The organism is Streptomyces sp. NPDC047515 (assembly GCF_040643055.1).
GTDB lineage: Bacteria > Actinomycetota > Actinomycetes > Streptomycetales > Streptomycetaceae > Streptomyces.
In genome coordinates, this window is record NZ_JBEYTM010000005.1 from 131,153 (window position 1) to 157,253 (window position 26,101).

Here is a 26,101-nt window from a genome sequence, read left to right on the forward strand (position 1 = left end):
TTCACTCGCGCTGACGCGCCGCACGCAGGAGACTGGGCGGCGATGCCGGCTGAGGCAGCTGCAATCGTCGTATCCGGAGGGGGACGCACATGCGGGACAGCCATCGGGCGGAAGCCGAACGGCTGTTGGTACGCGCCGTCGAGGAAGAGGTACGGCGATCGGGCGGGCGGGCCGACGCCGGAACGCTGATGTCGCGCGGACGGGCCGCGCTCGATTCCCTGGCGGCGGGCGCGGACGACGAGTACGCCGCCTATCTGCGGGCGCTGGACGCGGCGGAGGCCGGACAGCAGCCGCTGTCCCGGCGGTTCAGCCGGGCGGCCCTGGGAACTCCCCTGCTGGTCACCGGAGTTGCCGCGGTCGCGGCCGTCGGCGCGGACGTCGCGTTCGGTACGGCGACGGGGCCGGCCCTCGGCGCGGGCGCCGTCGTCGCGGTCGCGGGGGCCACGGCGACGGTCGCCAAGGTCACCGCCTCGCACTGGCCCGCCGCCCATCGGCGGGCGGGTGCGCTCGGGCAGCCGGGTGGCACCGAACAGCTGCGGCTGCAGTGGCTGGCGGCGCTGGAGGTGCGGGGCATCCGCCCGTTCCTCGACCAGCAGCGGATGCTCACCGCCTCGTCCCGCACACCGGCGAAGAAGGTCCCCGCGCAGTCGCGGACCGCCCCGCAGCTGCGGGGCGGGGACCGCAGCGCCGCAGCGCGCATGCGCGCGCTCCTGGAACAGTCGTTCGGTCATCTGCCCGCCGCGGAGGGGCCGTTCGCCGGGCGGCGCACCGAGCTGGCGCAGATCGCGCAGTGGGTGCGCGAGGCCCGCGCGTCGACGGAGACCAAGCCGACCGTCGTCGTCCTGCACGGCATGCCCGGCGCCGGACGCACCACGCTCGCGGTGCGGGCGGCACACAGCCTGAAGGACCAGTTCCGGGGCGCCTGCGTGGTGGACCTGCGCGGCGATGTCGCCGGGGAGGCACCGCTGCCCACCCGGGACGCGCTGCTGCATCTGCTGAACCGGCTGGGCGCGCCCCGCGAGCAGCTGCTGTTCCGTGAGAGGGCCTCCGCCGAGCAGCAGGTGCGGCGGCTGAGCGAGCTGTACCACCAGCACCTGGCCGGCACCCCGGTGACGATCGTCCTCGACGACGCCGGCGACGCGGCCCAGGTCGGCACGCTGGTCCCCGAGCGTTCCGACAGCCTTGTCCTCGTCACCTCCCGCGAACCCCTGGAGCTGCCCGCCGACATCCCGGCCCGGGTCCATCAGCTGCCGGTCGGCGCGCTGGACGCGGCGGGCGCCGAGGAACTGCTGCGCGAGGCGGCCGAAGCGGAGCAGGCGGGCCCGTACGACTCCCGGTCGACGGACACCGTCACCGAGCTGTGCGGCGGGCTGCCGCTGGCGCTGCGCATAGCGGGCTCCTCGCTCGGGCCGCGCACCCGCAGCGCCCTCGCCGCCGATCTCGCCGCGTACGGGCCGGTCGCGCCGGTCGAGCGCGCGCTGTGGCTGCGCTACACCGACCAGTCCGAACAGGCGCGGCGGCTGCTGCGCCGGCTCGCGCTGGCCGGGCGGGCGAGCCTCGGCGCGGCGGCGGCGGCCGCGCTGCTCTCGACCGAAGAGCAGGAGGCCGAGCGGCTGCTGACGGACCTGGCCGGGGCCGGTCTCCTGGACCATGTACGGGGCTCGCGCTACCGGCTGCACGACCTCGTACGCGGCTTCGCCCTGGCCCGGCTGCGGGACGAGGAGGAGGCGGCGGACCGGACCGCGGCCCAGGAGCGGCTGATCCGGAACTACGCGGACCTGGCCGGTGCGGTGATCCGCATGGTGGACGGCAAGATGTCGACCCGGGCCGGGCAGTTCGGCCCGCACGGGTTCGGTTCACTGGACTCGGCGCTGCGCTGGCTGGACGACGAGTCGAGTTTCATCACCTCGGCGCTGCGGCACGCGGAGGGCGTCGACCAGGGGGCCGTACTGGATCTGCTGGGCGCGCTGTGCGACTACTGCCTGCTGCGCGGCGACCTCTACCGGCTGGGCGAGATCAGCGAGTTGACTCAGGCCGTGGACAAGGGGTTGCTGGAGCGGTCGGTGCAGTGGCGCACCGGTATCGCGGCCCGTCAGCTCGGTGAGCTGGACAAGGCCCGCACCACTCTGTCGTCGGTGGTCGGGCTCTACCGCGAGGCGCAGCACGAGGCGGGCACGGCGCTGGCGCTCTGCTCGCTCGGCATCACCCTGCACCATCAGGGCAATCTGACCGAGGCGGCGGCCCGGCTGCGGGAGGCGATCGAGCTCCAGTCCTCCGACGAGCAGGCCGAGGACCGGGCCTGGTCGCTGCACGCCCTGGCCGCCGTCGAACGCGACCGGGCCCATCTGGCGGAGGCGCTGACCCTCCTGGACTCCGCGCTGATCCTGCACCGGGAGGGCGAGTCGCTGCACGGCGAGGCGTGGACACAGTTCCAGCTGGGCCAGACCCTGCTGCGGATGGGCGACGTGGACCGGGCGAAGGATGCCCTGCGCACGGCCCTGGATCTGTACAGCCGCACCCGTGACGAGCGCGGCGAGGCCTGGGCGCTGACCCAGCTGGCCCGCGCCCGGCTGCTCGACGGCGACCCGGCCGCGGCGGCCGAGGAGCTCCGTCTGGCCCTGGCCCGCCACCGCGACAACGAGGACGCGCGCGGCGAGGCGTGGACGCTGTACTACCTGGGCCAGGCCCTGGAGGAGAACGGCGACACCGATCAGGCGGTGCGGCAGCTGGAGCGGGCGCGCACGATGTTCTCCCGGATGCGGGACGTGTACGGGCTGGCATGCGCCCGGCACCACTCGGGCCGGGTCACCCGCGACCAGCGGGCCGCCCAGACCGGAAACCTGCGCAACTCCGGCTTCGCCCGCCAGCTCCTGATGGACGCCCGCGCGGACTTCCGGCGCATCGGGGTCGCCCACGGCGAGGCCTGGACCTGTCTGGAGCTGGCCCTGATCGACGCGGGCAACAACCGCGCCCCGCAGGCGCTGGAGCTGTGCGGCGAGGCAGCGGAGCTGTTCGACTCCTACGGCGACACGCGGGGTGCGGACTGGGCCCGCTTCCTGCGCTGCACGCTGCTGCCCTACGCGTCACCGGGCGGCAGCGAGGTGGGCACGGTGGTGGCCCAGCAGGAACTGGCCGACCTGCTCCGGGCCGGTCACCCGACGCGCGACGGGAAGCTGGAGGACTGTGCGGAGGCGTTCACCGTGGTGCTGAACCGCGGCGTGGAGCTGGAGGACGGCTGGCAGGCGTGGCGCCTGGGCATGACGCCGTCGCGCCACGCCCGGGAGATCATGGGCGTGCCGGTCCCGCCGAGGGTGTGACGGCGCACCGGGCGCCGCCTCGTTCTCGGCCGTCGGGCCCCGGGCCCGCAGGTGACCGTCCGGGAACCGGGCCGCCGCCGGAGTCCCGGCGGCCGTCCTGGGGCAGGGCGGCCACCGGGCCCCGGCGGGCGGCCCCGTGCCTACGTGTGCTTCGCGGAACCCGCTCCCACGGCGGCGTCGGGCACCGCCTCCGGGTCCGGGGCCTCCACGAAGTCGACCTTGCCCATGTGCCGGTTCATGGACTTCATCAGCAGCCACACGCCGCCGGCGAGTGCCGCGAAGACGATGAAGCCGAGAACGCCGGGAGTCACCTTGTTGTCGTCGACCTCCTTGGCGAGAGGGACGAGATGGGTCAGTGCCTGGGTCGCGTACATATCAGGCATTGTCGCGGATGCCCGCGAAGAGGTCGCTCTCGGGGAGGGAGGTATCGACGAGAGACTTCGCCAGCTCGTACTCCTCGGTCGGCCAGACCTCCTTCTGGATCTCCATCGGAACGCGGAACCAGCCGCCGTCGGGGTCGATCTGCGTCGCGTGCGCGATGAGCGCCTTGTCGCGGATCTCGAAGAAGTCCGCACACGGAACGTGCGTGGTCAGCGTGCGCTCGTCGCGCTCGAACTCCTTCCAGCGCTTCAGCCACTCGCCGTACGGGGACTCCAGGCCACGGGCGAGCAGTGCCTCATGGAGCGCCACCGTGCGCGGCCGGTTGAAGCCCTGGTTGTAGTAGAGCTTCTGCGGCTGCCAGGCCGGGCCGAACTCCGACTCGGGGAACGTCTCGGTGTCCGCCGCGCCGTCGAAGGCGATCATCGTGATCTTGTGGGTCATGATGTGGTCGGGGTGCGGGTACCCGCCGTTCTCGTCGTACGTCGTGATGACCTGCGGCCGGTAGGCGCGGATGCTGCGGACGAGACGTCCCGCCGCCTTCTCCTCGTCCTCCAGGGCGAAGCAGCCCTCGGGCAGCGGCGGCAGCGGGTCGCCCTCGGGCAGGCCCGAGTCGACGAAGCCGAGCCACTCCTGTCCGACGCCCAGGATCTCCCGGGCCTCGTCCATCTCCTTCCTGCGCACCTCGTGGATGTTCTCCTCGATGTAGGCGTCGCCCTGGAGCTTCGGGTTGAGGATGGAGCCGCGCTCGCCGCCCGTGCAGGTCACGACCAGCACGTCCACCCCCTCGGACACGTACTTGGCCATCGTGGCCGCGCCCTTGCTCGACTCGTCGTCGGGGTGGGCGTGAACGGCCATCAGTCGCAGCTGCTCAGTCAAGACTCGATCCTCAGTGATTGGTCGCCATGGAGTGGTGCGTCGCGAAAGGACGCCTGTGTGGGGTGGCGGTCGGACGGTGTGCGGGAGGCTTCTATAGTGACCGAACCGGGGGGCGGAAAATTCCTCGATCCCCGGTACAGGAGGAACGATCATGACCGCGGTGCGCGAAGCGCTTCCGGAGAACCGCTACGGCCGCTCCGCCGACCAGCGCGCGGACCGCAAGCTCAGGATCATCGGTTCGGTGCTGGGCGTCGCCCTCCTCGGCGTGATCGGCTGGATCGGTTACGACTACGTCGGCGGCCAGGGCATCAGCGCCGAGGTGATCAAGTTCAAGGTCGTCTCGGACGAGCGGGTCGATGTGCACCTGGAAGTGCGCAAGGGCAAGGACACCAAGGGCTACTGCACCCTCCGCTCGCAGCACGAGGACGGCAGTGACGTGGCCCGCAAGGACTTCCGCTTCGACGACCGCACGGATCGCATCGACCGCGTCCTGTCACTGCGTACGACGTCCAGGGCGACCAACGTCGAGCTGCTCGGCTGCACCGCCGACGGCGGGGCCGCGCACTGACGACGGCGGAGCGGCGCGCTGACCGCCGCACGCCGGAACCAAATCGCTGTTAACGCGGCTGACCTGCGCAAACGCAGTCCCGGCGGTTAACCTTCTCCCCCTTTTCCTGGGGAATTGTTAGGCTCGTGGTTTCGCCCACCCGTAGGGGCACATGCTTACGGGTAGGGCGATGCTTTGTATTCCCAGTACCGACGAGGAGCACCCTGTGACCCAGACCAGCGAAAACGTCACCTGGCTCACGCAGGAGGCGTACAACCAGCTCAAGGCCGAGCTGGAGTACCTGTCTGGTCCCGCGCGCACGGAAATCTCCGTAAAGATCGCGGCGGCCCGTGAGGAGGGTGACCTCCGGGAGAATGGCGGGTACCACGCCGCCAAGGAGGAGCAGGGCAAGATGGAGTTGCGGGTGCGCCAGCTCACCCAGCTCCTGGAGCACGCGAAGGTCGGCGAGGCGCCTGCCGACGACGGCGTGGTCGAGCCCGGCATGGTCGTGACGATCGCCTTCGACGACGACCCGGACGACACGATGACCTTCCTGCTCGCCTCGCGCGAGTACGCGAGCTCGAACATCGAGACGTACTCCCCGCAGTCGCCGCTCGGCACCGGCGTGAACGGCAAGAAGATGGGCGAGAACGCCGAGTACGAGCTGCCGAACGGCAAGACCGCCACCGTGAAGATCCTCGCGGCGAAGCCCTACACGGGCTGATACCGCACACCACTGACGCGGGGGAGCCCCCGGCCCCGACGGGCCGGGGGCTCCCCCGCGTGTGCGGCATCCCACGGACGCGGGTGCGGCGCACCCACCCGGGACGGCCGGGCGGCGCCTGCGCCCCGGACGCGGTGGAGGCGCTCAGCTCATCACCAGATAACCCGCGTCGCGCAGCGCCGCCGAGACCTCCTCGCAGTGCTCCGGCCCCTTCGTCTCCAGCTGCAGCTCCACCTCGACCTCGGTGAGCCCGAGCCGGGGATCGGTCCGCACATGGCCGATGTCGAGCACATTGGCGTCGACCACCGAGAGCACGCCCAGCAGGGTGGCCAGCGCGCCCGGACGGTCGCTCAGCCGCAGCCGCAGGCTCAGATAGCGGCCGGCCGCGACCATGCCGTGGGTCAGGATGCGCTGCATCAGCAACGGGTCCACATTGCCGCCCGACAGGAGCGCGACCACCGGCCCGCGGAAGGACTTCGGATCGCTCAGCAGCGCCGCCACCGGGCTCGCGCCGGCCGGTTCCACCACCAGCTTCGCCCGCTCCAGACAGAGCAGCAGCGCGCTCGACAACTCGTCCTCGGAGACCGTACGGACCTCGTCGACCAGCTCCCGGACCAGCTCGAACGGCACATCGCCGGGGCGCCCCACCTTGATGCCGTCCGCCATCGTGTGCAGCGGGCCGACCGACACCGGGTGGCCCGCGGCGAGCGACGGCGGATAGCAGGCCGCACCCGCCGCCTGCACGCCGACGATCCGCACGTCCGGCCGGATCGCCTTGACCGCCACCGCGATCCCGGCGGCGAGACCCCCGCCGCCGATCCCGACGACGACGGTGCGCACCTCGGGACACTGTTCGAGGATCTCCAGGCCGACCGTGCCCTGTCCGGCGATGATGTCGGGGTGGTCGAAGGGGTGGATGAAGACCGCGCCGGTCTCGTGCGCGTACTCCTGGGCGGCGGCCAGCGTGTCATCGACGACATGGCCGTGCAGCCGGACCTGCGCCCCGTACTGGCGGGTGGCGGCCACCTTCGGCAGCGGCGCCCCGACCGGCATGAAGACCGTCGACCGCACGCCGAGCAGCGCGGAGGCCAGCGCGACGCCCTGCGCGTGGTTTCCGGCGCTCGCGGCGACGACCCCGGCCGCCCGCTCCACCGGTGACAGACCGGCGATCCGCACGTACGCGCCACGCAGTTTGAACGAACCGGTCCGTTGCAGGTTCTCGCACTTGAGGTGGACCGGCGCGCCCACGAGCTCGGTGAGGTGGCGGCTGCCTTCCATGGCGGTCATCCGGGCCACACCGGAGAGCATCTTCTGCGCCCCGAGGATGTCGTCGAGGATCAGCGGAGGAAAGTGGCCGGGCGTGCGGAAGTTCATACCGTAAGTCTTGCAGCTCGGCAGGGGGGTGGACGCCGCATACGGTCCCGTCCTGCGCCGTTGTCCACAGGTTTGTGCAGCGCTGGTACGCGTTGCCCCGTGGCCGCGTACTCTGTCCCCCACCCATCCAAAACCGCACGAAGAGAGCCCCCGGCCATGCCCCCTCAGGACATGACGACAGCTGCGTCTCCTTCCGGGGGCGCCACCCCCGCATCCACGGATTCCGACCACGTGCTCGACGCGCTGCAGCACCAGGTCGCGGTATTCGCCCGCCGTGCCGAGCAGACCCGCCTCGGCGGTGTCGGCCAGGTGCGCAATTCGATGGACCGGGCCGCCTATCTGCTGCTCAACCGGCTGGACCGGGAGGGCCCGATGGGCGTCAAGGCGCTGGCCGCGGGCATGGGGATCGATTCCTCGACCGTGACCCGGCAGGTCGCACCCCTCGTCGACACCGGCCTGGTCAAGCGGACCTCGCACCCGGAGGACGGCCGGGCCGTCGTGCTCCAGCTGTCACCGCGCGGCCAGGCCCGGCTGGACGAGGTCCGCGGCTCCCGGCGCGAGCTCATGACACAGGTCACGGACGACTGGACGGCCGAGGAGCGCGAGTCGTTCTGCGCGCTGCTCACCCGGTTCAACGCCGCGCTGGCCGCACGGCAGACCACGCACCAGGCACCCCCGGCCGGTTAGCGTCTTCCGTTCGGATCAGGCCGGGGCCCGGCGTGATCCGGCCGGAGGAGCCCGGTTCCCGCCCGGAGGATGCCGCGACACCCGGGGCTCCGCGCGGGCCACCGGACGCACGCCTCTTGACCAAAAGCCCCCGCACCGGCTCGGATGGGCACTGTGCGAGAGCGCCAGGCGGGCCGGGAGCGGCGCCGCGCCCAGGAGTTCGAGGCCTTCGTGGCGGGCGCGGCCGGCCGCCTGCTGCACACGGCCACGCTGCTCACCGCCGAGCCCCTGCGGCCGCCCGGCGCGAACCCGCGGGCCCAGCGGATGCTCATGGCCGCGCTGGCCCGCACCTACGCGCAGTGGGGACGGCTGCAAGGCGAAGACCCCTACGACCGCACCCGGCAGGAGCTGGCCGTCCGGTTCGCCCACGAGGTCCGGCGGCACCACCGGCCGCACGGCGGACCGCTGGACCGGCTGACGCCGCAGGAGCGCCTCGTTCTCGTGCTGCGGCTGTACGAGGGGGTCGCGGAGGAGCAGGCCGCGGCCCTGCTGGGGCTTCCGGTGGAACGGATCAGGGCGATCTGCAACCGCTCGGTGGCCACGATGCGCGGCACCCGCCGGCCCACGGCGCGGTGGGGGCCGCAACGATCGCTGGGGGCGGCGCCATGAGCCGGGGCGGCGACCGGGAGGACGAGGTCCGGCGCATGCTGGACGGCCCGCATCCGCAGGTGCCCGCCGACCTGGCACGCCGGGCCGCCGAGCGCGGCGGCCGGCTGCTGCGCCGACGGCTCCTGGCCCGCAGGCTGGCGCTGCTGGTGGCGTTCGCCGCGGTGGTCGCCTTCACGGTGTGGGCGGTGCGGGTGCAGCCGTGGCAGCTGCCGCCCGCCGAGACGACGCCGCTGGTCGGCTGGTGAGGGCCGGACGGGGGCGAACTATCCTGGAACGGGGCGACAGGGCAACCGGCCGAGGAGGCTGCGATGACCAGGAAAGTCGCCGACTGCCGCAAGTATCCGAGCGTCACGAACTGCTCGCTCACCATCTCGGGCGAGGAAGAGGAAGTCGTGCGGGCCGCGGCCGAGCACGCGGTCTCCGTCCACGAGCACACCGACGGCCCGGAACTGCGCGAACAGATCCGGGCATCGCTGGACGACGAGAAGGCCGACGCCTGAGTGAGGCCGGACGGGCCCGATCCCTCGAACCCGCCCGATCATCCGCGTCCGCCGCCGACCCGCCGGGCGGGACTCGGGGCCCCTCGCGGGACAGGACGCGGCCCCTTCTGCCCGGATCACGCCGGACACACGGATCCGGTCGCCGAGCCGGCCTGATCCAAACGACAGCCCTTAGAGCCTGTCGGGCGGCCTCTGATCGGGCGGCCACGCCCTGGCACGCACACTTCCCCCGTTGCCGAAATGCCCTGGTAGCTTCATCCCCGAGCTCTCAGCTTCGTTCGAGCAGGGGAGACCCCGTCCGAGGACATCCCGGCGCCTTGGAATCGCATGCACCAGACCGCGTCCGCTGTCCGATCGAAGGCCGCCCGACAGGCTCTTAGCCGAGCGCCTGAATCAGATCGGCGATCAGGTCGTCGGCGGACTCGATGCCGACGGACAGCCGGACGAGGTCGGCCGGCACCTCCAGCGGCGAACCGGCCGCCGAGGCGTGCGTCATGCGGCCCGGGTGCTCCACGAGGGACTCGACACCGCCCAGCGACTCGCCGAGGGTGAACAGCTTCGCCCGGTTGCAGACGTGGACGGCGGCCTCCTCGCCGCCCACGACACGGAAGGACACCATGCCGCCGAAGGCCCTCATCTGCTTGGCGGCGACCTCGTGGCCGGGGTGCTCGGGGAGTCCCGGGTAGAGGACCTGGGTGACCTTGGGGTGCCGGGTCAGCAGGTCGGCGATCTTGGTGGCGTTCTCGCTGTGCCGGTCCATGCGGACCGCGAGGGTCTTGATGCCGCGCAGCACCAGCCACGCGTCGAACGGCCCGGCGACCGCACCCATCGCGTTCTGGTGGTACGCCAACTCCTCGGCCAGTTCAGGGTCGTTGACGATCAGCGCGCCGCCGACGACGTCCGAGTGACCGCCCATGTACTTCGTGGTGGAGTGCACCACCACATCGGCGCCCAGGGCGAGCGGCTGCTGGAGGTAGGGGCTGGCGAAGGTGTTGTCGACGACCAGTCGCGCGCCCGCCGCGCGGGCCACACCGGCGATCGCGGCGATGTCGGTGACGCCGAGCAGCGGGTTGGACGGGGTCTCCACCCAGATCGCCTTGGTGCGCGGGGTGATCGCCGCCCGTACCGCCGCCACGTCCGACGTGTCGGCGACCGAGAACTCCACTCCCCACCGCGAGACGACCTTCGCGAACAACCGGAACGTGCCGCCGTAGGCGTCGTTCGGGATGACCACGTGGTCGCCGGGCGTGAGCAGCGTACGGAGCAGGCAGTCCTCGGCGGCGAGGCCGGAGGCGAAGGCGAGTCCCCGGCGCCCGCCCTCCAGGGCCGCGAGATTGTCCTCCAGGGCGGTACGGGTCGGGTTGGCGCTGCGGCTGTACTCGTAGCCGCCGCGCAGTCCGCCCACGCCGTCCTGCTTGTACGTGGACACCTGGTAGATGGGCGGGACAACGGCGCCGGTGAGGGGATCGGCGGTGTTTCCCGCGTGGATCGCGAGAGTCTCGAAGCTGTGCTGGTCGCTCATGGGGCCCGAGCGTAGTTCGTCGCGAGGGCGCCCACCGGGCTACCGGGCCGTCCGGTGACAATGGGGGCATGGAGATTCTCTGGTTCCTGATCGCGCTGTGCATGCTCGCCGCGGTCATCGGCCCGTTCGTGTTGCGCCGCCGCGGCGGCATCCGGCAGGTCGCGCCCGGTTCGCCGGACGCCGCCGACCCGGACACCTACGGCTTCGCGCGCCAGGAGGAACTGGACGTCCGGCTGCCGGGCCCGGACCAGGATCTCCTGGATGTGCTCGACGTCGTGCAGCGCTCCCAGGACTGGCGGGCGGCTTCGCAGCTGCTGGCCGGCACACCCAAGGAGGGCGAGGTGCGGTGGCAGCGGGTACAGGCGTTCGCCGGCGCCGCCTCGCTGGAACTGGCGCAGCAGCCCGGTGCGGGCGGCGCATGGCTGCGGAAATGGCGGGCCGAGGCATCGAAGGACGCGGGCGGCGCCGCGGTGCACGCCGAGTTCCTGGTGCAGCAGGCATGGCGCTCGTCGACCGCGGGGACGGACGACTTCCGGATCATCCTGGAGGAGGCCCGTACGGTCTGCGGCGAGGCGGCGCTGCTGGCGCCCGGTGACCCGGTCCCGTACCTCGTCGAACTGGCCGTCGCCCGCGGACTCGGTTACTCCCACGAGGACTTCGACCAACTCTGGGCGAAGATCATCGACCGGGCGCCGGCCCACATGGGCGCCCACATCGCCGCGCTGCACTACTGGTGCGAGAAGTGGCACGGCTCCCGTGAGGCGGCCGACCGCTTCGCCACCACGGCCGCCGCCCGCGCCCCGCAGGGTTCGCTGCTGGCCGCGCTGCCGCTGTTCGCGGTGTACGAGCATCTGCCCGAGGTCAATCTCGTGCAGGGCTTCTATCGGAGCGCGGTGGTGACCAAGGCGGTCGAGGGCGCCCTGTTCGCGGTGCACGCGGCCCGCGCCGACGACCCGATGCTCGCGCACGTCCGCCATCTGCTGGTCCTCTTCCTCGTCCGGATGGAGCGCTGGTCGGAGGCGATGAACCAGCTCGTCCACATCGACGGTCACGTGGGCGCGCTGCCGTGGACCCAGAGCCCCGACCCGGCCGCCGAGTACACCGTCCACCGGGCGCTGGCGGTGGCCGGCTACGAGGCGAACGGCGGCAGTCCGGCGACGCTGCCCCGGTAGCCATGCGGCCTGGCCGGGGGCGGCGGGGCGAGACGGCAGTGCCGCCGTGGCCGCGCGCCGCAGCGGCGCCGCCCGGATATGCGCGGGGCCCGGCATCCGCCTCCCGTACTACGCACGAGCGATGGCCCGGGGCGGCGCGAGCCCGCCCCGACCCCCGGGCCGCCCGCATATCGCATTGCCGCGCCCGCCCGCGGGACGACATACTCCGATTCCCCACACGCACCACGACCACCACCGTCGCCGCCAACTACCCTTCCCGTGGGGGGAATCCGTCCGATGACCCCGACTCTGCGCGCCGTCCGCGCCGTTGCCCTGCTCGCCGGTTTCCACCTGCTGGGCGTCCTCCTGCTCGCCGTCCTCTGCGTCGCCAACTGGGCCGTGTTCCGCTGGGCGTGGCTTCCCGTCGCCGTGATGTTCCTCGCCCGCACCTCGGTGCCCGCGCTCTCGATCGTGCGCAGCATGTCCCTGCCGCGCACGCCGGAACACGACGACGTACGCGGGCTGCGCGTCGACGACTCCCGGCAGCCCCGGCTCTGGGCCATGGTCCGCGACCTCGCCGACCGGGCCGGCACCCGCGCGCCCGACGACCTCGTGCTCACCGCCGAGGTGGGCGCCTCGGCCGTCGAGCACACCAGGCTCCTCGGCCTGGTCGCCGGCCGCCGCCGACTCCTCGTCGGCGTACCGCTGTTGGCCGGAATGTCCGAGGCCCAGCTGCGTTTCGTACTCGCGTACGAGATGAGCCGCTACGCCGATTCCGACACCCGCCTCGCCGCGGTCGTCACACGCGGCCGGGACCAGACCGCCCGCGCCGTCGCCCACTTCCGGGAACAGGCGGAGAAGGCCGTCGCCAGGGAGCGGGAACGCCAGGAGCAGAAGGCCGCGACGGCACGCGCCAAGGGCAGGAAGCCCAGGAAGATCGACCCGGGCCACGCCGGCGCCTCGTACCGCTTGCTGGCGGCGCGGTACCAGAGGTACCAACGTTTCTGCACGCGCGTCACGACGTCCGACATCGACCGCGCGAAGGCCGCGGCCGACGTCGCCGCCGCGCGGATCGCGGGCCGCGACGTGAGCGCGTGCGCGCTGCGCGAGTTCCGGGTCCTCCGCCGCACGCACGAGGAGTACATGGACTCGTACGCCCTGCTCGGCGTGAAGGCCGGGCTGCTGCCCCCGCCCGGCCAGGTCCTCGGCGGCCTGCGGCATGTGCTGGCCGCGCGCAGGGACGTGCTGGACGAGTCGCGCGACTCCCTGCCGCCCGGAGCGAGCGCCTCTCGCACGCATGGGTTGTTCACGGAACGCATCGCCCGGATCGAGGCGCTGCCGGACGACGGGCGCGCGCCGGCGCCCGTGGCACCGGCCCTGGACCTGCTCGTCGACACCGAGCGCACGCTGGCCGCTGTCGAGGAGCAGGTGCTGGCACCGGAGCTGCTGCGACTGCGCCGGGTCGACTGGCCGGATCTGCTGCACGAGTCGGTGGCGGTGCACGAGGAGCCGACGGCGCGGTACATGGTCAGGGCGGTCGCCTCGGCGACCGGCGGCGACGGCTCGGCGGCCGAGGCGCTCGACGCCGTGGACGCGGGCGCACAGTGGCAGATCGCCGACTGTCTCCACAAGTCCGCCAAGGCCCGGCAGGCGACCGGCCGCGTGGCCCGCGAGTTCGCCAGGCACGCATTCCGCTCCGGGCTGCGGAAACTGGCCGAGGCCGAGTACGTACGGCAGGGACGCGCCCGCTGGCGGCTTCCCTGGACCGACGACGAGGCATCCCTGGAGCTGCCGCCGGGCCACTCGGAGCTGCTCCCGGCGGCGCTGGACGCGTCGGTGGCGGATGTCCCGGACACAAAGCCGCTGCGCGCCCTGCTCGACCCCGACCTCCGCCCCCTTCCCCGCACCGGACTTCCCCGCACCGGACTTCCCCGCATCGAACCGGGGCCCTCCACGACGACACCCCGGCTGCTCCCGTCGGCCACCGCTCTGCGCGAGTCCCTCCGGGCGCGCGAGCACCTCTGGGCGAAGGTCCAGAAGAAGGTACGGAGGACGCCGCCGTGGACCGCCCCCGGGAGCACCCCCGACCCGCACGACAAGAAGATCCCCGACAAGAAGCTCCCCGCCGAGGAAATCCGCGACGAGGAGATCCGCACCGCCCTCCGCTGCGGCGACTGGCGGGCGGGTGCCGCCTTCCTCCGCAAGGCGGGCCGGAACCGGCAGGAGCGATACCGGCGCGCCGCCGTCCTCCAGGACGAGGCCGCGGCCGACGACGCCTGGCTGCTGGCCTGGCGCGCCGCACGGCCGACGGACGCGGGTGCGGCCCTCGTGCACGCCGGCGCGTTGATCGAAGTCGCCGCGCAGGTCCACGGTACGAAGCCGACGCAGCACCCCACGTGGGAGCAGTCCTCCGTCTTCCGCCAGGTGATGGCCAGGGCCCGCGAGGCATGCCACCAGGCCCAGGCGCTGGCGGGCGACGACCCGTGTCCGTACGTCGCCGAGATCCCCTGCGCCCTCGCCCTCGGCTACGACCGGGCCGAGTGCCGTGCCCTGTGGGCGAAGATCGTCGTGCGCGGCGGGCCTCACCTCGCGGCCCACGACACGGCGCTCCGGTACTGGTGCCACCGCTGGGCCGGCTCGTACCGGCAGGCCGGGTACCTCGCACAGGAGGCGGCGAGGCGGAGCAGCCCCGGCCGGCTGCTCTCGCTGCTCCCGCTGTACGCCGCGTTCAAGGAGGAACGGAGCAGCTCGGAAACGGACCCGGACGAGTACTACAAGAGTCCGGAACTGATCGCCGCGGCCGACGCCTGCCTGGCCGACGTGGCTGCCGCCGCCGCGGCCGACCCCGAGGGCCGGCGGCTGGTCCGGGCCCGCCACATGCTCGCCTGGACGCTGTACTGGCAGGACCGGTACGAGGAGGCGATGGAGCAGTTCCGCCTGATCGACTGCCCCGTCGCCGACAACCTCCCGTCGCCGTACGCCCCGTGGTCGTACTACACGTCTCCGAAGAGATTCTTCACCACATGCCACGAGTACAGCGCCCTGAAGGTCGCGGAGGACGACTGACAGCGACCGACCGCCACGGACGCGCCGGGACGGCGGGGGCGGCGGGGCGGCAGGGGCGGCAGGGGCGGCGGGGGCGGCAGGGGCGGCGGGGCGCCGGGGCGCCGGAATCTCCGGCGCCCGCACCGCGTTGTAGGGACCGTAGACCCCAGCCCCCGGAGGAGCCCCCGCATGTTCCTGCACCGCCGTACCCCCGAGCTCCCCACCCCCGAGGAGGCCCTGAAGGGCCGTCCCACCCCCGAATTCACCGTCCCCTCCCGCCACACGGTCCTCGGCAACCCACTGGTGGGCCCGTACCCGGCGGGTCTGGAGGTCGCGGACTTCGCGCTGGGCTGTTTCTGGGGTGCCGAGCGCAAGTTCTGGCAGACGGACGGCGTCTGGACGACGCTCGTCGGCTACCAGGGCGGCTACACCGAGAACCCCGCGTACGAAGAGGTCTGCTCGGGCCTGACCGGCCACACGGAGGCGGTCCGGGTCGTCTTCGACCCGAAGACCGTCTCGTACGCCAAGCTGCTGAAGCTCTTCTGGGAGTCCCACGACCCGACCCAGGGCTTCCGCCAGGGCAATGACGTGGGCACCCAGTACCGCTCGGCGATCTACACCCACTCCACCGAGCAGGCGGCAGCCGTGGCGGCCTCCCGCGAGGCGTACCAGAAGGTCCTCACGGGCTCCGGTTTCGGCGAGATCACCACGGAGATTCTCCCGGCCGAGGGCCGCACGTTCTGGCCTGCGGAGGCGTACCACCAGCAGTACCTCGACAAGAACCCGGCGGGGTACTGCGGGATCGGCGGGACGGGGGTGTCCTGCCCGATCGGTGTGGCCGCCGCGCCGACGGCCGAGGACTGACGCGACAGGGTGGCCCGGTCCGGTGATCCGGTCCGGGCGCGCGCCGGGCGATGTCAGCGGCCGCTGTCATGCTTGCGCCATGTATGAAGCGACCGCGCAGGACTATCTGTGGTTCGACGAGCACTTTCCCTTTCTGGCCGAGGCGTACTGCGTGACGCTGGTCCGCGGGCTGACTCCCGATTCCCTGCTGACGCGGCTGGGCGCGACGGGGGTGCGTCGCGTCACCGGCATGGGCGATCTGACCGAGTCCGCGTACGGGACCTGGAGCGATCACGACGGGGACCGGTTGTTCGTCGGCGTGACCGGGGTCGGCGAGTGGGCGCTGATGGTCGAGCCCAATGGCTACCTCGGCATCAGCGACGAGATCGTGGGACCGCTCTCGCGCGGAACGACGGCCGTGTCGCACTTCCGCAACATCAACGCCGTCGACCACTTCAACTGGTACGAGGACGGCGGGCGGCGGCTCCACTTCGAGCCTCTCTTCGCCTACGCGCGCGACGGCAGCGATCCCGACGGTTGCGTGGACACCATGCGGGCGGCGGGCTTCGACCTGAGCGACGATGAGGAGCGGGACTACAACCTCCACACGGAAGCCGCCTTCGCGCTCGCCGAGCGCCTCACGGGCGTGCGACTCACCCGCGAACTGTTCGACACCTCCGAGTTCCTGGGCGGATCCGTGCCCATGCCTTGACGGTATGCCGGGCATCGCGCCACGGGACGGCCCGCGCCCGGCATGACAGCGGCCCGGCCGTGGAGGACGGCCGGGCCGAGCGATCGCACAAGGGACCGACGGATCAGATGAGACCCTGCGCGAGCATCGCGTCCGCGACCAGTTCGAAGCCGGCGATGTTGGCGCCGACCACGTAGTTGCCGGGGCTGCCGTAGCGCTCCGCCGTGGTGTAGCAGGAGTCGTGGATGTGGCGCATGATCTCCGCGAGGCGCTCCTCGGTGTGGGAGAACGTCCAGGAGTCGCGTGAGGCGTTCTGCTGCATCTCCAGGGCGCTGGTGGCGACGCCGCCCGCGTTGGCCGCCTTGCCGGGGGCGAAGGCGACGCCCGCTTCCTGGAGGACGCGTACGGCCTCCGGTGTGGTGGGCATGTTGGCGCCCTCGGCGACGGCCTTCACACCGTTGCGCACGAGGGCCAGCGCGTCGGCCTCGTGGAGTTCGTTCTGGGTGGCGCAGGGCAGGGCCACGTCGCAGGGGACGTTCCAGACGCCGGTGCCGGCGACGTACCTGACATGTTCGCCGCGCCGTTCCGCGTACTCGGAGATCCGGCCGCGGCCGGTCTCCTTGATCTCCTTGAGCAGGGCGAGGTCGATGCCCTTCTCGTCCACGACGTAGCCGTTGGAGTCGGAGCAGGTCACCACCGTCGCGCCGAGCTGCTGGGCCTTCTCGATCGCGTAGATCGCGACGTTGCCCGAGCCCGAGACTGCGATGCGCTGCCCGTCGAGGGACTCGCCCCGGCTGCGGAGCATCTCGGCGGTGAAGAGGACGCAGCCGTACCCGGTCGCCTCGGTGCGCGCCTGGGCGCCACCCCAGCCCAGGCCCTTTCCGGTGAGGACTCCGGACTCGTAACGGTTGGTGATCCGCTTGTACTGGCCGAACAGGTAGCCGATCTCCCGGCCGCCGACGCCGATGTCACCGGCGGGGACGTCGGTGTACTCCCCGAGGTGGCGGTGCAGCTCGGTCATGAACGACTGGCAGAACCGCATGATCTCGGCGTCGGAACGGCCCTTCGGGTCGAAGTCGGCGCCGCCCTTGCCGCCGCCGATGGGCATGCCGGTGAGCGCGTTCTTGAAGATCTGCTCGAAACCGAGGAACTTCACGATGCCGAGGTTGACCGAGGGGTGGAAGCGCAGTCCGCCCTTGTACGGACCGAGCGAGCTGCTGAACTCGACGCGGAAGCCGCGGTTCACGTGGATGTCGCCGGAGTCGTCGGACCACGGCACGCGGAAGATGAGCTGGCGCTCCGGCTCGCAGACGCGCTCGATGATCCGGGCGTCCACGAACTCGGGCCGCTGTGCGAGGACCGGGCCGAGGGTCTCCAGGACCTCTCGTACCGCCTGGTGGAATTCCTTCTCGCCCTGGTTTCGGCGGAGTATCTCGGCGTACAGCGGCTCGATGACACGGCTCTCGGTGGCGTGCGGGGTCGTGGAATCAGGGGTGACCGGCATCTGATCAAGACCTTCCGTGGGTCGGCAGTGCGCGCGAAGGTGCCCCGTCCCGAGGGGCACCAGCGGTCCCCCTCCCCATTGAGGGCGTCGCCCGGAATCGCGCGCTCTGCGGCTCACGAAAGCGACGTACAGAACCGTTGTGGCCTACCGATTGTCCCAGTGACCCGGAAAGATGCGCCACGGTATCCGCATAGTGGGCCTCCGGCCGTGCCCGAGCTCATGCGTCGGCCGGGCGGCGCAGCATCCACAGGCCCACGCCGGACGTGAGGGCGACCACACCGGAGACGACGCTCAGCGCGATCTGCAGGCCGCCTTCGCCCACGAGGAAGTTCAGGCAGACGTTCGCGGCGATGGCCGCGCAGAACACGGTCCAGAGCAGTGCTTTCATGGTGATCCTCCGTGGTCGGGGTGGTGTCCGGTGATGGCTCCATCCTTCCGGCGCACGCCCGTCGCCACGAGAGACCGACCACCCGGAACGATGGTGTAGTCAGCTGCACCATCGTGCGGAGACCCGGAGCCCGCTGTCCGGACCGACCGCCCGCGTCGGCGGCGACGCTCCCGGCCGCCTTCCGCGAGCGCGGGCGGTCCGCGCGCTCACCTCAGCGGCCGGCGCCGTCAGTGGGTGCCCGCGTACCGGCTCAGCACTTTCCCTGCCAGGGAAGTCCGTACGAGGAGTCGATCCGGTACTCACCGGCCGCCGACGCCTTCAGCCGGGTCCACTCGCCCGCCCGCTCCACGCAGCCGGTGTCGGCCCGGAGCCAGGGGGAGTAGGCGACGCGCAGGATCACCGATCCGGGCGCGCGGGTCCGTACGACGAGTCCGGCGCCGTCGCTGCGGACGACGGACGAGCCGGCGCCCGACACCATGGGCGTCGCGTCCTCGACCCGGTAGACGCGCCAATGGGTGTCCCGCCACACGGGCCTCAGCCAGCCCGGCTCGTCGCGCACGAGCGCGGCCTCGTCCTTCGCGGCCCAGTCCGGGGTGCCCTCCGGCAGGACGACGTATCCCACCGCCCAGCGGTGAAGCCAGCTGCGGTACTTCTCGGCGGAGAAGGAGCCTTCGTAGAAGAGCGCCCCGCGCTCCACGTCGAGCTGGCGATTCCAGCCACGGGCCAGGTTGACGTGGGGGCCGAGGGCGCTCGTCTCCCGATGATTGACGGCCGGCACCACTTCGACGCGTGTGCGATCAGCCCCAAGACGGTCGAGGGCGGCCACCACGCCCTCGGTCTCCGTGGCCCAGGCCGGTACGGGAGTCGACATCTCCAGCACATGGACGGCGTGCTGCGCGACCCACTGGACGGACAGTGCCAGGGCTGCACCGAAGGCGACCTTCCGCCAGAAACGCACCCCGTGGGCCAGCAGCGCGGCGAGCAGGACCGGCGGTCCGAACAACTCGGCGAGGCGGATGACGTTGGAGCCGACCGGCGACGGAATGAGAACGGTCAGCACGACCCCGGCCGCGTAGACCGCCGCGCCGAACCGCAGCACTCGCCACTCCCGCGGCGCCAGCGCGAGGAGCAGCACGCCGAAGAGGACCGGCTTCCAGACATCGCTCGTCGCCATCGGCATCTCGCCGCTGAAGGGGAACAGCAGGGTGGTCAGTCCGACCACGGCCGCGGGCGGGGCGCAGAGCACGGCGGCTCTCGGCACGTCCCGGTCCAGCAGCCAGCCCGCGCCCGCGACCAGCAGGAAGAGTCCGGCGACCGGACTGGCCATGGTCGCCAGCGCACCGAAGACACCGGAGAGGACCAGACGGCGCGAGCCGCCCACGAGCACCAGAACGGACACCATCGCGAGGGCCACCCCCAGGGCGAAGGTGGAACGGCCGGACGCCACATTGCACCAGAGGGTCAGCGTTGCCAGCAGAGCGGGCCACAGGGGGCCACGCATCCCGCTGCGGACACACAGGCTCGCTGCCAGCCAGGAGGCCGCCACTCCCGAGAGCACGGTGACGGTTCGCACGCCGAGCACCGCCATCAGCTGCGGTGCGACGACGCTGTAGTTGCCGACGTGGATACCGCCGTACCAGGAGAGGTTGTACGGGTTGCCGGGATACCGCGCCACGAAATCGGTCCAGGCCACCTGAGCCGCTAGGTCTCCGCCACCGGTGGCGAGGAAGGCCGCCCAGAGCACGTGGAGCGGCACGGAGAGGGCCGTGGCCAGGAGCGGCACGCGATGCCTCTGCCAGACGGTATCGATCCGCCGGGAACCGTCGGGGCGCGTACGTTGCGTGGGTAATCCGGGTGTCTCGAGGGAGGGTTGCACGGGCTGTTCCGTTCAGTGGTTGAGCAGAAGCGGCGGTGAACACGCTAGCTCCATCAGGTGCGTTGACCTAGGCCGATGGGGCGACGTCAGCTCGATTCCTGTCGTGCCAGCACGAGTCGAGCGTTGTCCAAGTAGCGCCGATTCGCGGTCTTCAGCTGGGCGAAGTACGTCTTGTGTTGCTTGATCGCGGCTTCTTCCAGCACCTTTTCAGCCGAGAACCAAACCTTTACAAGACTCACCTTCCGCTTGCACTTGACATCAACCCTGGCCGTAGTCAGCTCCTCGCGCGATGCTTTGTCCTTCGCGTACCATCGACGGTCCTGATCCGCGTCCCAGGACGTTTCGTAGTCGTACCCTTCCTTCTTCATGCAGGCGCTCCAGCTCTGCATTGCCTGCCGCACCTCCGGGGAGCGTTTGGCCGCTTCGAAGGTTTCCGACTTCAGATCATTGAATTGAGCGAAGGGAGCTTTCGCTTCATGAGTCAGAGTGCGGTCCGCCTGGTCCTGGCAGTCTTTAGCCGATTGGTTTGCACGCTGCGGAAGGCTTGACTTCCGGGTTTTCATCGCCACGACCATTTCTCTGGATTCGGGTGGCGCCAGAAGTTCTGCCGGTGTGTGATAGCCAAATTTCTCCGCAACCTGCTGCTCCATCACCCCGAAATGCAGTCTGTTGCGCCAGCCGGGAGAACCTTCAGGTATCGCGACGCGCTTCCACTCATAACCCTTCTTGCTCATGCATGAGCGAAGCAGCACATCGCTCGCCCGGTAGGTGACGTTGACCTCGCTGTCGGACAGTTCGTACGAGTCGAACGGGAAGACGAGTCCGCGAGCCTCCCCGGACGGTGCAGGTATGCCCGGGCTTCCCTCGCCAGGTGCGACATGGGAGCAGCCGGCGACGAGGAGACACAGGACTACGACTGACAGGTGTCGGCGATGCATGAGACAGCTCTTTCCGCAGAGGCATGCCGCCGGGGGTGCCGCGTGACGCGGCACCCCCGGCGTAAGAATTGCTCAGAACCCGTTGAGAGAGCTGGCCTTGTTCGAGAAGCTGTTGTTGCCGAAGTCCGAGTCCGAGCTGTTCGGCTTCAGGCTGTACCCCTGACCCTTGTAGTACGCGTCCGCGTACATGTGGATCCAGAAGCCACAATTGTTCTTCCCGGCGTTGGCGGCGTCGTTCATCTTCTTGCCGTTCGACCAGTTGTTGTTGGAGAAGTCGTTGTCGTTGCCCGAGAAGGCTCGCGATCCCCCCTCGTACCCATGGGTGTCCCAGAGCGTCACACATGCGGACGCCTGCACGGCGTTTTCAGATGCGGTCGCCGCAGGCGCAACAGCGATGAGGCTGCCGGCGCAGATTGCTGCCAGTCCGAGAGAAAGCGTGATCTTGCGCATTGAATTTCCCCTCCCTGAATCGGGTACGAGCGCAGAAGTCCAGGCGCCTGAACACCACACCCGACTTCCATGCCCCGTTTTCGGTCGCGAAGATCTCAACATCGAAGACATGTGCGAGTCAACAAGATTTTTGTCTCTCGGACATCTTTGGCTCATTCACCGCGCCGCCCGGTTCACGGGAACCGGTTGGTCGTGCGAGAGGGCGGAATCACGGTTCACCTGCGGGACTCGAAATGAATCCTTCATTCCGCTGCGCCCATGCCCCGGATTCGACGTGGCAGAAACTCGCCCCTGTGCGGGCAGGGGCGTGAGTGCGTATCCGGGGCACGCGGGAACGCGCGATCGGACATGATGCCGTCATGACGACGCCACGGGGGCGCAGACGTACCCCGCGCTGTTCCCGGCCGACGACCGCACTGGCCGCCCACCCACCGCTGGAACACGGGCATCTTCGGCGTGCGGAACCCCACGGCCGCCCGGCACTGCCGCCCGCCCCCGGGCAGCGCGCCGCGCCGCGCGTCCCACCGCGGGTGGGCGACATGCGCCGCTATCTCGCCATCGGCCTCGACGGCTACCTCTGTCTGGTCACCGGCGGCTTACTCGCCCGGCCGTACGTGGTCACGGCCGGCGTCGCCGAGGCCGTCGGTCTGCTCCTCGGCCCGACGCTCGCGTTCTCGTTCCTCAATCACGTGGTCCTCACCGCGCTCGCCGGAGGCGGCGCGGGCAAGCTGATCATGGGGATACGGGTGATCGGACTGCCCGACGCCGGACGCCCGGGGCCCGGTCGGCTGCTGCGGCGCTGGGTGTACGGACTGGGCCGGCTGCCGTTGCAACCGTGGTACGCGCTGCGCGCATTCCTCACGGACCCCGGTCCCCTTCCGCTCAGCGCCCTCTGGAGCAGCGGGCACACCGATCCGACGGGACTGCGCCAGGTCCGCCGCAGCGACCTCACCGCCCACCGGAACGCCGCCTCTCGCCGGTGAGCCCGGCCGGAACCTCCGCCGGAAGGGACCGGCCTGTTCCCCTTCGTCGAGGCGCGCGCGTCGCGCGGGCGATCGGGGCGTCTCGACGGAGGCGAGCACTGTCGATTCCGTTCAGTAGTTGACCAGAAACGGCAGTGAACACGCCATCTTTCGCAGGTGAGTTGGCCTGGCTGATTGGATCAACGTCCATCGGGATCCGTGCCGACACCCAGCGCAAACCGTCAACGACAACACCCCCGCCGACACCGGCCGGATGCTAGGCCACGCAGTCGTACTGTTCGGTGAGGTTGCCGAGGGCCTCCAGGAGGATGGTGCGGCTCTTGGAGATCAGAGCCGCCGTGTCCCAGTTCTCCTTGACCAGGACACCTGGGGGACCTTCAGAGTCACGGTGACGTGGGGTGCGCTGGTTCCCATGGGCTTGGCGCAGGGGGCGGGGAGCTGGACTTCGCTCTGGCGCGGCCCGATCCAGCCGGAGTACCCGCCACCGACCGGGGCGGCGTCCTTGGCGGGCTTGTCGAGTGTGTCAGCCGGCCGCACGTCGAGGGTGTACTGGGTGCGGGGAGTCGTGTCCTTGCCCGTCTCGCGTCCGACGAAGCAGATGGTGGAGAACACCGGATCCGCCCCTTCGCCTTTGTCCTCGTCCACGACCGGCTTGCCCCCCTCGTGGTCGTCGAGCAGGCCCACCGTCTCCTTCGTGAGCATCCCCAGGCACAGATTCTTCGCGCGCAGATCCTTCAGCGGGCTGGGCCAGAGCCGGACCACGGCGACGACGGCCGCCGCGGCCACGAGCACGGCCGGCAGGATCAGGTACTTCTTGTTCATGAACATCCCTCTGTGCGCACGAGGTTGCCGGCATTCTGACGTGCCACTACCGCGCTGTTGCGGATCGCCGTGTCGCGGTCGACGGTGCCGTGCTTCTCCCCTTGCGAGGGCGCGCTCAGCGCCACGGTGAGGTACGGCGTCGTCGACCCCGTGCGCCGGGCGCACCCGGCCGGGAGCCGGGCGACTGCCTCCGTGGCGGTGGCCCAGCCGGTCCTTCCACCGCCGAACGGACCGGCCGACACCACCGTACGTCCCCTCTCAGAGCCTGTCGGGCGGCCTTCGATCGGACAGCGGACGCGGTCTGGTGCGTGCGATTCCAAGGCGCCGGGATGTCCTCGGACGGGGTCTCCCCTGCTCGAACGAAGCCGAGAGCTCGGGGATGGAGCTACCAGGGCATCCCGGCAATGCGGGAGGGGGTCCCCCCTGGCCCTCGATTCCTTGGGGGAGTGCGTGCCAGGGCGTGGCCGCCCGATCAGAGGCCGCCCGACAGGCTCTCAGGCCGCCGCGTTCTCCGTGATGGTGACCTTGCCCTTGCGGATGGTCGCCAGCCGTGGCGCCCGCCGGGCGATGGCGCTGTCGTGCGTGACCACGATGAAGGTCAGTCCGTGCTCCTTCCACATGGTCTCCAGCACCTCCATGACCTCGTCGCGCATCGACTCGTCGAGGTTGCCGGTGGGTTCGTCGGCGAGCAGCACCTTCGGCCGCTTCACCAGCGCCCGGGCGATCGCCACGCGTTGTTGCTGGCCCCCGGACATCTCGCCGGGCAGGTGCCCGAGCCGTTCACCGAGTCCGACGGAGTCCAGTGCCTCGGCGGCCCGCCTGCGCCGCTCGGACGCCTTGCCGCCCAGTGGTACGAGCGCGGTCTCGACGTTCTCCTGGGCGGTGAGCGTCGGGATGAGGTTGAAGCTCTGGAAGACGAAGCCGATGTTCTGCGCGCGCACCTTGGTGAGCTTGGCCTCACCGAGCTTCGCGAGATCCACACCGTCGAGTTCGACACTGCCGCTCGTGGGGCGGTCGAGACCGCCGAGCATCTGCAGCAGCGTGGACTTGCCGCCGCCGGTGGGACCCTGGATGACCAGCCGGCCGCCGTCCTCGATGGTCAGGTCCACACCGGCGAGCGCGTGGACGGAGGTCTTGCCGCGCGTATAGCGCTTGGTGACGTCTCTGAGCGTGTACATGGGTCAACTCCTGCTGGAACAGAGGGGGGTGGGCGCCGGGTGGGCTATTCGACGCGGCGCAGAGCGTCGGCGGGGCGCAGCCGGGAGGCCCGCCAGCCGCCGAACGCACCGGCGATCAGCCCGCCCGCCACGGCCAGGGCGACAGCGATCAGGATGATGGAGAGCGAGACGGGTGCGGTCAGCGCCACGTCGAGCGTCCTGGCCGCGCCGGGACCGCCCGGACCGGCCATGAACCTGCCGCCGCCCATGCCGCCGCCCGAGGAGCCGAGCTGTGCGGTGAGGGTGGGGCTGATGGCGGTCACGACATACGCGCCGGCGAGTCCGGCGGCGATGCCGAGCACCCCGCCCAGCAGCCCGTTGACGAGGGCCTCGCCGACGACCTGACGGGTGACCCGGCCGCTCTTCCAGCCGAGCGCCTTGAGGGTGCCGAACTCCCGTACCCGGCGGCTGACCGCCGAGGAGGTGAGCAGCCCGGAGACCAGGAAGGCGGCGGCCAGAACCGCGATCGACAGCCACTTGCCGACGCCTGCGGCCAGGTCGGAGGCGGTGGAGAGGGAGCCGGAGACGGTGTCGGCGAGATCGGCGGAGGTGGTGACCGTCGTGCCCGGAACGTTCTTCTGGATGGTGGACTTGACCTGGTCGATCTGCTGCGAGTCCGTGGCCTTCACATAGACCGTGGTGACCTTGTTCTTCGAGTCGGCGAGGGTCTGTGCCCGCTTCAGCGGGATGTAGAGGTTGGCGGCCGCGTCACCGCTGTCGGCGGTCGAGACCCCGACGATCGTGAACGTGGTCCCGTGGATGGTCACGGTCTTGCCGACGTCGAGCTTCTTCTCCTTGGCGTACGCGGAGTCGACGACGGCGACCTTCGCGTCGGTCTCGGACGTCTTGAACGTACGGCCCTTGGTGACCTTCGAGGAGGTCAGCGGGCCGAGGGCCTGCTGGGTGACGTCGGTGCCGTACACGGAGTAGGAGTTGACGTCGAAGGAGGCACCGCCGCCCCTGACCTCGCCCTGCGGCTGCGCGGCGCCGCCGCCCTGCCCGCCGGGACCGCTCCGGTTGTCCTGGCCTCCCGTGCCGCCCTGCTGTTTGAACTCGCCGCGCTTGAACTGGCCGTCGACCTTCATGACGTTCAGACTGAGTCCGCCGACGGCGTCCGCGACACCGTTCTGTCCGCCGATCGCGTCGACGGTGGAGGAGGCCAGCGCCCGGAAGCCCTGTACCAGGACCCGGTCGCTGCTCTGTGTCGAGTCGTCGCCGTTGCCCTTGGCATCGAACTCGAACTTCGGGCGTCCGCCGCCGGAGCCGGGAGCGACGGCGGCCTTGGTGACCGTCATGTCCGTACCGAGGCCGTACAGCGATTGCAGGACCTTGTCCTGGGCCTTGCTCATGCCGGAGGAGACCGAGCTGACGACGATGACCAGCGCGATGCCCAGGGCGAGTCCCGAGGCGACGACCAGCGCCGCCTTTCTGCGGCGGCGCAGCTCGCGCCGGAGGTAGGTGAAGAACATGGCGCGAAGCTACGGACCGCTCGTGATGGTGGGTTAAGGCCACGATGAGAGCCGGATGAGAACACCCGCGTACGCCGAAGGCGGCGGCGCCGCGGATCCGAGGGGATCCGGGTGCCGCCGCCTCCGTACGGGATTCGGGACTGCGGGA

Annotated in this window: 24 protein-coding genes; 12 read left to right on the plus strand and 12 right to left on the minus strand. The window is 71.0% G+C overall.

The genetic code is table 11. The features are described from left to right. Positions 1-89: 89 nt before the first annotated feature. Entirely contained in the window at positions 90-3,317 is a 3,228-nt protein-coding gene (locus ABZ826_RS05985) for a tetratricopeptide repeat protein (protein ID WP_361442819.1), read from the plus strand. 140 nt (positions 3,318-3,457) lie between these two features. On the opposite strand, the gene ABZ826_RS05990 is transcribed toward ABZ826_RS05985, so the two are convergent. Continuing rightward, positions 3,458-3,691: a hypothetical protein gene (locus ABZ826_RS05990; protein ID WP_361442822.1), complete on the minus strand. Its 234-nt coding sequence runs from the start codon at positions 3,689-3,691 to the stop codon at positions 3,458-3,460. Position 3,692: 1 nt separating this feature from the next. Continuing rightward, positions 3,693-4,574, minus strand: coding sequence for a mycothiol conjugate amidase Mca (gene mca / locus ABZ826_RS05995; protein ID WP_361442825.1), 882 nt, complete (start codon positions 4,572-4,574; stop codon positions 3,693-3,695). Between the two features lie 151 nt (positions 4,575-4,725). On the opposite strand from mca, the gene ABZ826_RS06000 reads away from it, so the two are divergent. Together ABZ826_RS06000 and greA are read left to right on the plus strand one after the other, a co-directional pair. After that, entirely contained in the window at positions 4,726-5,142 is a 417-nt protein-coding gene (locus ABZ826_RS06000; RefSeq protein WP_361442828.1) for a DUF4307 domain-containing protein, read from the plus strand. A gap of 205 nt (positions 5,143-5,347) precedes the next feature. Further along, positions 5,348-5,845 (plus strand): transcription elongation factor GreA, encoded by a 498-nt coding sequence (greA, locus tag ABZ826_RS06005; protein ID WP_361442831.1) that lies wholly within the window; start codon positions 5,348-5,350, stop codon positions 5,843-5,845. 144 nt (positions 5,846-5,989) lie between these two features. Here the strand turns inward: greA and ilvA are convergent, their stop codons facing one another. After that, positions 5,990-7,219 carry a threonine ammonia-lyase gene (gene ilvA / locus ABZ826_RS06010; protein WP_361442834.1) on the minus strand — a complete coding sequence of 410 codons (1,230 nt, stop codon included), beginning with the start codon at positions 7,217-7,219 and terminating at the stop codon, positions 5,990-5,992. 156 nt (positions 7,220-7,375) lie between these two features. Between ilvA and ABZ826_RS06015 the strand changes: the two genes are divergently transcribed. The 4 genes from ABZ826_RS06015 (at position 7,376) to ABZ826_RS06030 (ending at position 9,054) form a co-directional block, all read left to right on the plus strand. Beyond that, entirely contained in the window at positions 7,376-7,906 is a 531-nt protein-coding gene (locus ABZ826_RS06015; RefSeq protein WP_361442837.1) for a MarR family transcriptional regulator, read from the plus strand. A gap of 153 nt (positions 7,907-8,059) precedes the next feature. Continuing rightward, the gene (locus ABZ826_RS06020) at positions 8,060-8,554 is read left to right on the plus strand and encodes a sigma factor-like helix-turn-helix DNA-binding protein (protein WP_361442840.1); all 495 of its coding nucleotides are present in this window, start codon (positions 8,060-8,062) and stop codon (positions 8,552-8,554) included. Beyond that, a complete protein-coding gene (locus ABZ826_RS06025; protein ID WP_361442843.1) occupies positions 8,551-8,799 on the plus strand; it encodes a hypothetical protein in 249 nt (82 codons plus the stop codon). The genes ABZ826_RS06020 and ABZ826_RS06025 overlap by 4 nt, the downstream gene beginning before the upstream one ends. 63 nt (positions 8,800-8,862) lie before the next feature. Then, a complete protein-coding gene (locus tag ABZ826_RS06030) occupies positions 8,863-9,054 on the plus strand; it encodes a DUF1059 domain-containing protein (protein WP_361442846.1) in 192 nt (63 codons plus the stop codon). Between the two features lie 376 nt (positions 9,055-9,430). On the opposite strand, the gene ABZ826_RS06035 is transcribed toward ABZ826_RS06030, so the two are convergent. Further along, on the minus strand, positions 9,431-10,576 hold the full coding sequence (locus ABZ826_RS06035) for a cystathionine gamma-synthase (RefSeq protein ID WP_361442849.1): 1,146 nt from the start codon (positions 10,574-10,576) through the stop codon (positions 9,431-9,433). A 68-nt stretch (positions 10,577-10,644) separates the two neighbouring features. Here ABZ826_RS06035 and ABZ826_RS06040 point away from each other — a divergent pair, with 68 nt between their 5' ends. From ABZ826_RS06040 to ABZ826_RS06055, 4 genes are all read left to right on the plus strand, one after another. Continuing rightward, a complete protein-coding gene (locus tag ABZ826_RS06040) occupies positions 10,645-11,748 on the plus strand; it encodes a hypothetical protein (protein ID WP_361442852.1) in 1,104 nt (367 codons plus the stop codon). A 276-nt stretch (positions 11,749-12,024) separates the two neighbouring features. Next, positions 12,025-14,793 carry a M48 family metallopeptidase gene (locus ABZ826_RS06045; RefSeq protein WP_361442855.1) on the plus strand — a complete coding sequence of 923 codons (2,769 nt, stop codon included), beginning with the start codon at positions 12,025-12,027 and terminating at the stop codon, positions 14,791-14,793. Between the two features lie 168 nt (positions 14,794-14,961). Next, the gene (msrA, locus tag ABZ826_RS06050; RefSeq protein WP_361442858.1) at positions 14,962-15,636 is read left to right on the plus strand and encodes a peptide-methionine (S)-S-oxide reductase MsrA; all 675 of its coding nucleotides are present in this window, start codon (positions 14,962-14,964) and stop codon (positions 15,634-15,636) included. A gap of 79 nt (positions 15,637-15,715) precedes the next feature. Continuing rightward, the gene (locus ABZ826_RS06055) at positions 15,716-16,327 is read left to right on the plus strand and encodes a DUF6461 domain-containing protein (RefSeq protein ID WP_361442861.1); all 612 of its coding nucleotides are present in this window, start codon (positions 15,716-15,718) and stop codon (positions 16,325-16,327) included. A gap of 103 nt (positions 16,328-16,430) precedes the next feature. Here the strand turns inward: ABZ826_RS06055 and gdhA are convergent, their stop codons facing one another. The 5 genes from gdhA to ABZ826_RS06080 all read right to left on the minus strand — a co-directional run bounded on the left by gdhA (position 16,431) and on the right by ABZ826_RS06080 (position 21,351). Continuing rightward, positions 16,431-17,810, minus strand: coding sequence for an NADP-specific glutamate dehydrogenase (gdhA, locus tag ABZ826_RS06060; RefSeq protein ID WP_361442864.1), 1,380 nt, complete (start codon positions 17,808-17,810; stop codon positions 16,431-16,433). 217 nt (positions 17,811-18,027) lie between these two features. Then, complete coding sequence (locus ABZ826_RS06065; protein ID WP_361442867.1) at positions 18,028-18,198, minus strand: hypothetical protein; 171 nt, start codon at positions 18,196-18,198, stop codon at positions 18,028-18,030. A 250-nt stretch (positions 18,199-18,448) separates the two neighbouring features. After that, complete coding sequence (locus ABZ826_RS06070; protein ID WP_361442870.1) at positions 18,449-19,981, minus strand: hypothetical protein; 1,533 nt, start codon at positions 19,979-19,981, stop codon at positions 18,449-18,451. 179 nt (positions 19,982-20,160) lie between these two features. Further along, complete coding sequence (locus ABZ826_RS06075; RefSeq protein ID WP_361442873.1) at positions 20,161-20,808, minus strand: hypothetical protein; 648 nt, start codon at positions 20,806-20,808, stop codon at positions 20,161-20,163. A 276-nt stretch (positions 20,809-21,084) separates the two neighbouring features. After that, entirely contained in the window at positions 21,085-21,351 is a 267-nt protein-coding gene (locus ABZ826_RS06080) for a hypothetical protein (protein ID WP_361442876.1), read from the minus strand. A gap of 470 nt (positions 21,352-21,821) precedes the next feature. Here ABZ826_RS06080 and ABZ826_RS06085 point away from each other — a divergent pair, with 470 nt between their 5' ends. Next, on the plus strand, positions 21,822-22,445 hold the full coding sequence (locus tag ABZ826_RS06085) for an RDD family protein (RefSeq protein WP_361442879.1): 624 nt from the start codon (positions 21,822-21,824) through the stop codon (positions 22,443-22,445). 327 nt (positions 22,446-22,772) lie between these two features. Here ABZ826_RS06085 and ABZ826_RS06090 read toward each other — a convergent pair whose 3' ends face one another. From ABZ826_RS06090 to ABZ826_RS06100, 3 genes are all read right to left on the minus strand, one after another. Next, positions 22,773-23,267 carry a hypothetical protein gene (locus tag ABZ826_RS06090; RefSeq protein ID WP_361442882.1) on the minus strand — a complete coding sequence of 165 codons (495 nt, stop codon included), beginning with the start codon at positions 23,265-23,267 and terminating at the stop codon, positions 22,773-22,775. A 494-nt stretch (positions 23,268-23,761) separates the two neighbouring features. Further along, complete coding sequence (locus ABZ826_RS06095; protein ID WP_361442885.1) at positions 23,762-24,445, minus strand: ABC transporter ATP-binding protein; 684 nt, start codon at positions 24,443-24,445, stop codon at positions 23,762-23,764. Between the two features lie 44 nt (positions 24,446-24,489). Continuing rightward, complete coding sequence (locus ABZ826_RS06100; RefSeq protein WP_361442888.1) at positions 24,490-25,953, minus strand: ABC transporter permease; 1,464 nt, start codon at positions 25,951-25,953, stop codon at positions 24,490-24,492. Positions 25,954-26,101 lie beyond the last annotated feature (148 nt).

What these genes read in the sequence shown, in the direction of transcription:
- ABZ826_RS06065 (WP_361442867.1), bottom strand. Translation starts at nt 18,198, where the DNA reads ATGAAAGCACTGCTCTGGACCGTGTTCTGCGCGGCCATCGCCGCGAAC.
- ABZ826_RS06045 (WP_361442855.1), top strand. Translation starts at nt 12,025, where the DNA reads ATGACCCCGACTCTGCGCGCCGTCCGCGCCGTTGCCCTGCTCGCCGGT.
- ABZ826_RS06090 (WP_361442882.1), bottom strand. Translation starts at nt 23,267, where the DNA reads ATGAACAAGAAGTACCTGATCCTGCCGGCCGTGCTCGTGGCCGCGGCG.
- ABZ826_RS06000 (WP_361442828.1), top strand. Translation starts at nt 4,726, where the DNA reads ATGACCGCGGTGCGCGAAGCGCTTCCGGAGAACCGCTACGGCCGCTCC.
- ABZ826_RS06040 (WP_361442852.1), top strand. Translation starts at nt 10,645, where the DNA reads ATGGAGATTCTCTGGTTCCTGATCGCGCTGTGCATGCTCGCCGCGGTC.
- ABZ826_RS06015 (WP_361442837.1), top strand. Translation starts at nt 7,376, where the DNA reads ATGCCCCCTCAGGACATGACGACAGCTGCGTCTCCTTCCGGGGGCGCC.
- gdhA (WP_361442864.1), bottom strand. Translation starts at nt 17,810, where the DNA reads ATGCCGGTCACCCCTGATTCCACGACCCCGCACGCCACCGAGAGCCGT.
- ABZ826_RS06100 (WP_361442888.1), bottom strand. Translation starts at nt 25,953, where the DNA reads ATGTTCTTCACCTACCTCCGGCGCGAGCTGCGCCGCCGCAGAAAGGCG.
- ABZ826_RS06095 (WP_361442885.1), bottom strand. Translation starts at nt 24,445, where the DNA reads ATGTACACGCTCAGAGACGTCACCAAGCGCTATACGCGCGGCAAGACC.
- msrA (WP_361442858.1), top strand. Translation starts at nt 14,962, where the DNA reads ATGTTCCTGCACCGCCGTACCCCCGAGCTCCCCACCCCCGAGGAGGCC.
- ilvA (WP_361442834.1), bottom strand. Translation starts at nt 7,219, where the DNA reads ATGAACTTCCGCACGCCCGGCCACTTTCCTCCGCTGATCCTCGACGAC.
- ABZ826_RS06030 (WP_361442846.1), top strand. Translation starts at nt 8,863, where the DNA reads ATGACCAGGAAAGTCGCCGACTGCCGCAAGTATCCGAGCGTCACGAAC.
- ABZ826_RS06025 (WP_361442843.1), top strand. Translation starts at nt 8,551, where the DNA reads ATGAGCCGGGGCGGCGACCGGGAGGACGAGGTCCGGCGCATGCTGGAC.
- ABZ826_RS05985 (WP_361442819.1), top strand. Translation starts at nt 90, where the DNA reads ATGCGGGACAGCCATCGGGCGGAAGCCGAACGGCTGTTGGTACGCGCC.
- ABZ826_RS05990 (WP_361442822.1), bottom strand. Translation starts at nt 3,691, where the DNA reads ATGTACGCGACCCAGGCACTGACCCATCTCGTCCCTCTCGCCAAGGAG.
- ABZ826_RS06075 (WP_361442873.1), bottom strand. Translation starts at nt 20,808, where the DNA reads ATGAGCAAGAAGGGTTATGAGTGGAAGCGCGTCGCGATACCTGAAGGT.
- ABZ826_RS06035 (WP_361442849.1), bottom strand. Translation starts at nt 10,576, where the DNA reads ATGAGCGACCAGCACAGCTTCGAGACTCTCGCGATCCACGCGGGAAAC.
- ABZ826_RS06085 (WP_361442879.1), top strand. Translation starts at nt 21,822, where the DNA reads ATGACGACGCCACGGGGGCGCAGACGTACCCCGCGCTGTTCCCGGCCG.
- ABZ826_RS06055 (WP_361442861.1), top strand. Translation starts at nt 15,716, where the DNA reads ATGTATGAAGCGACCGCGCAGGACTATCTGTGGTTCGACGAGCACTTT.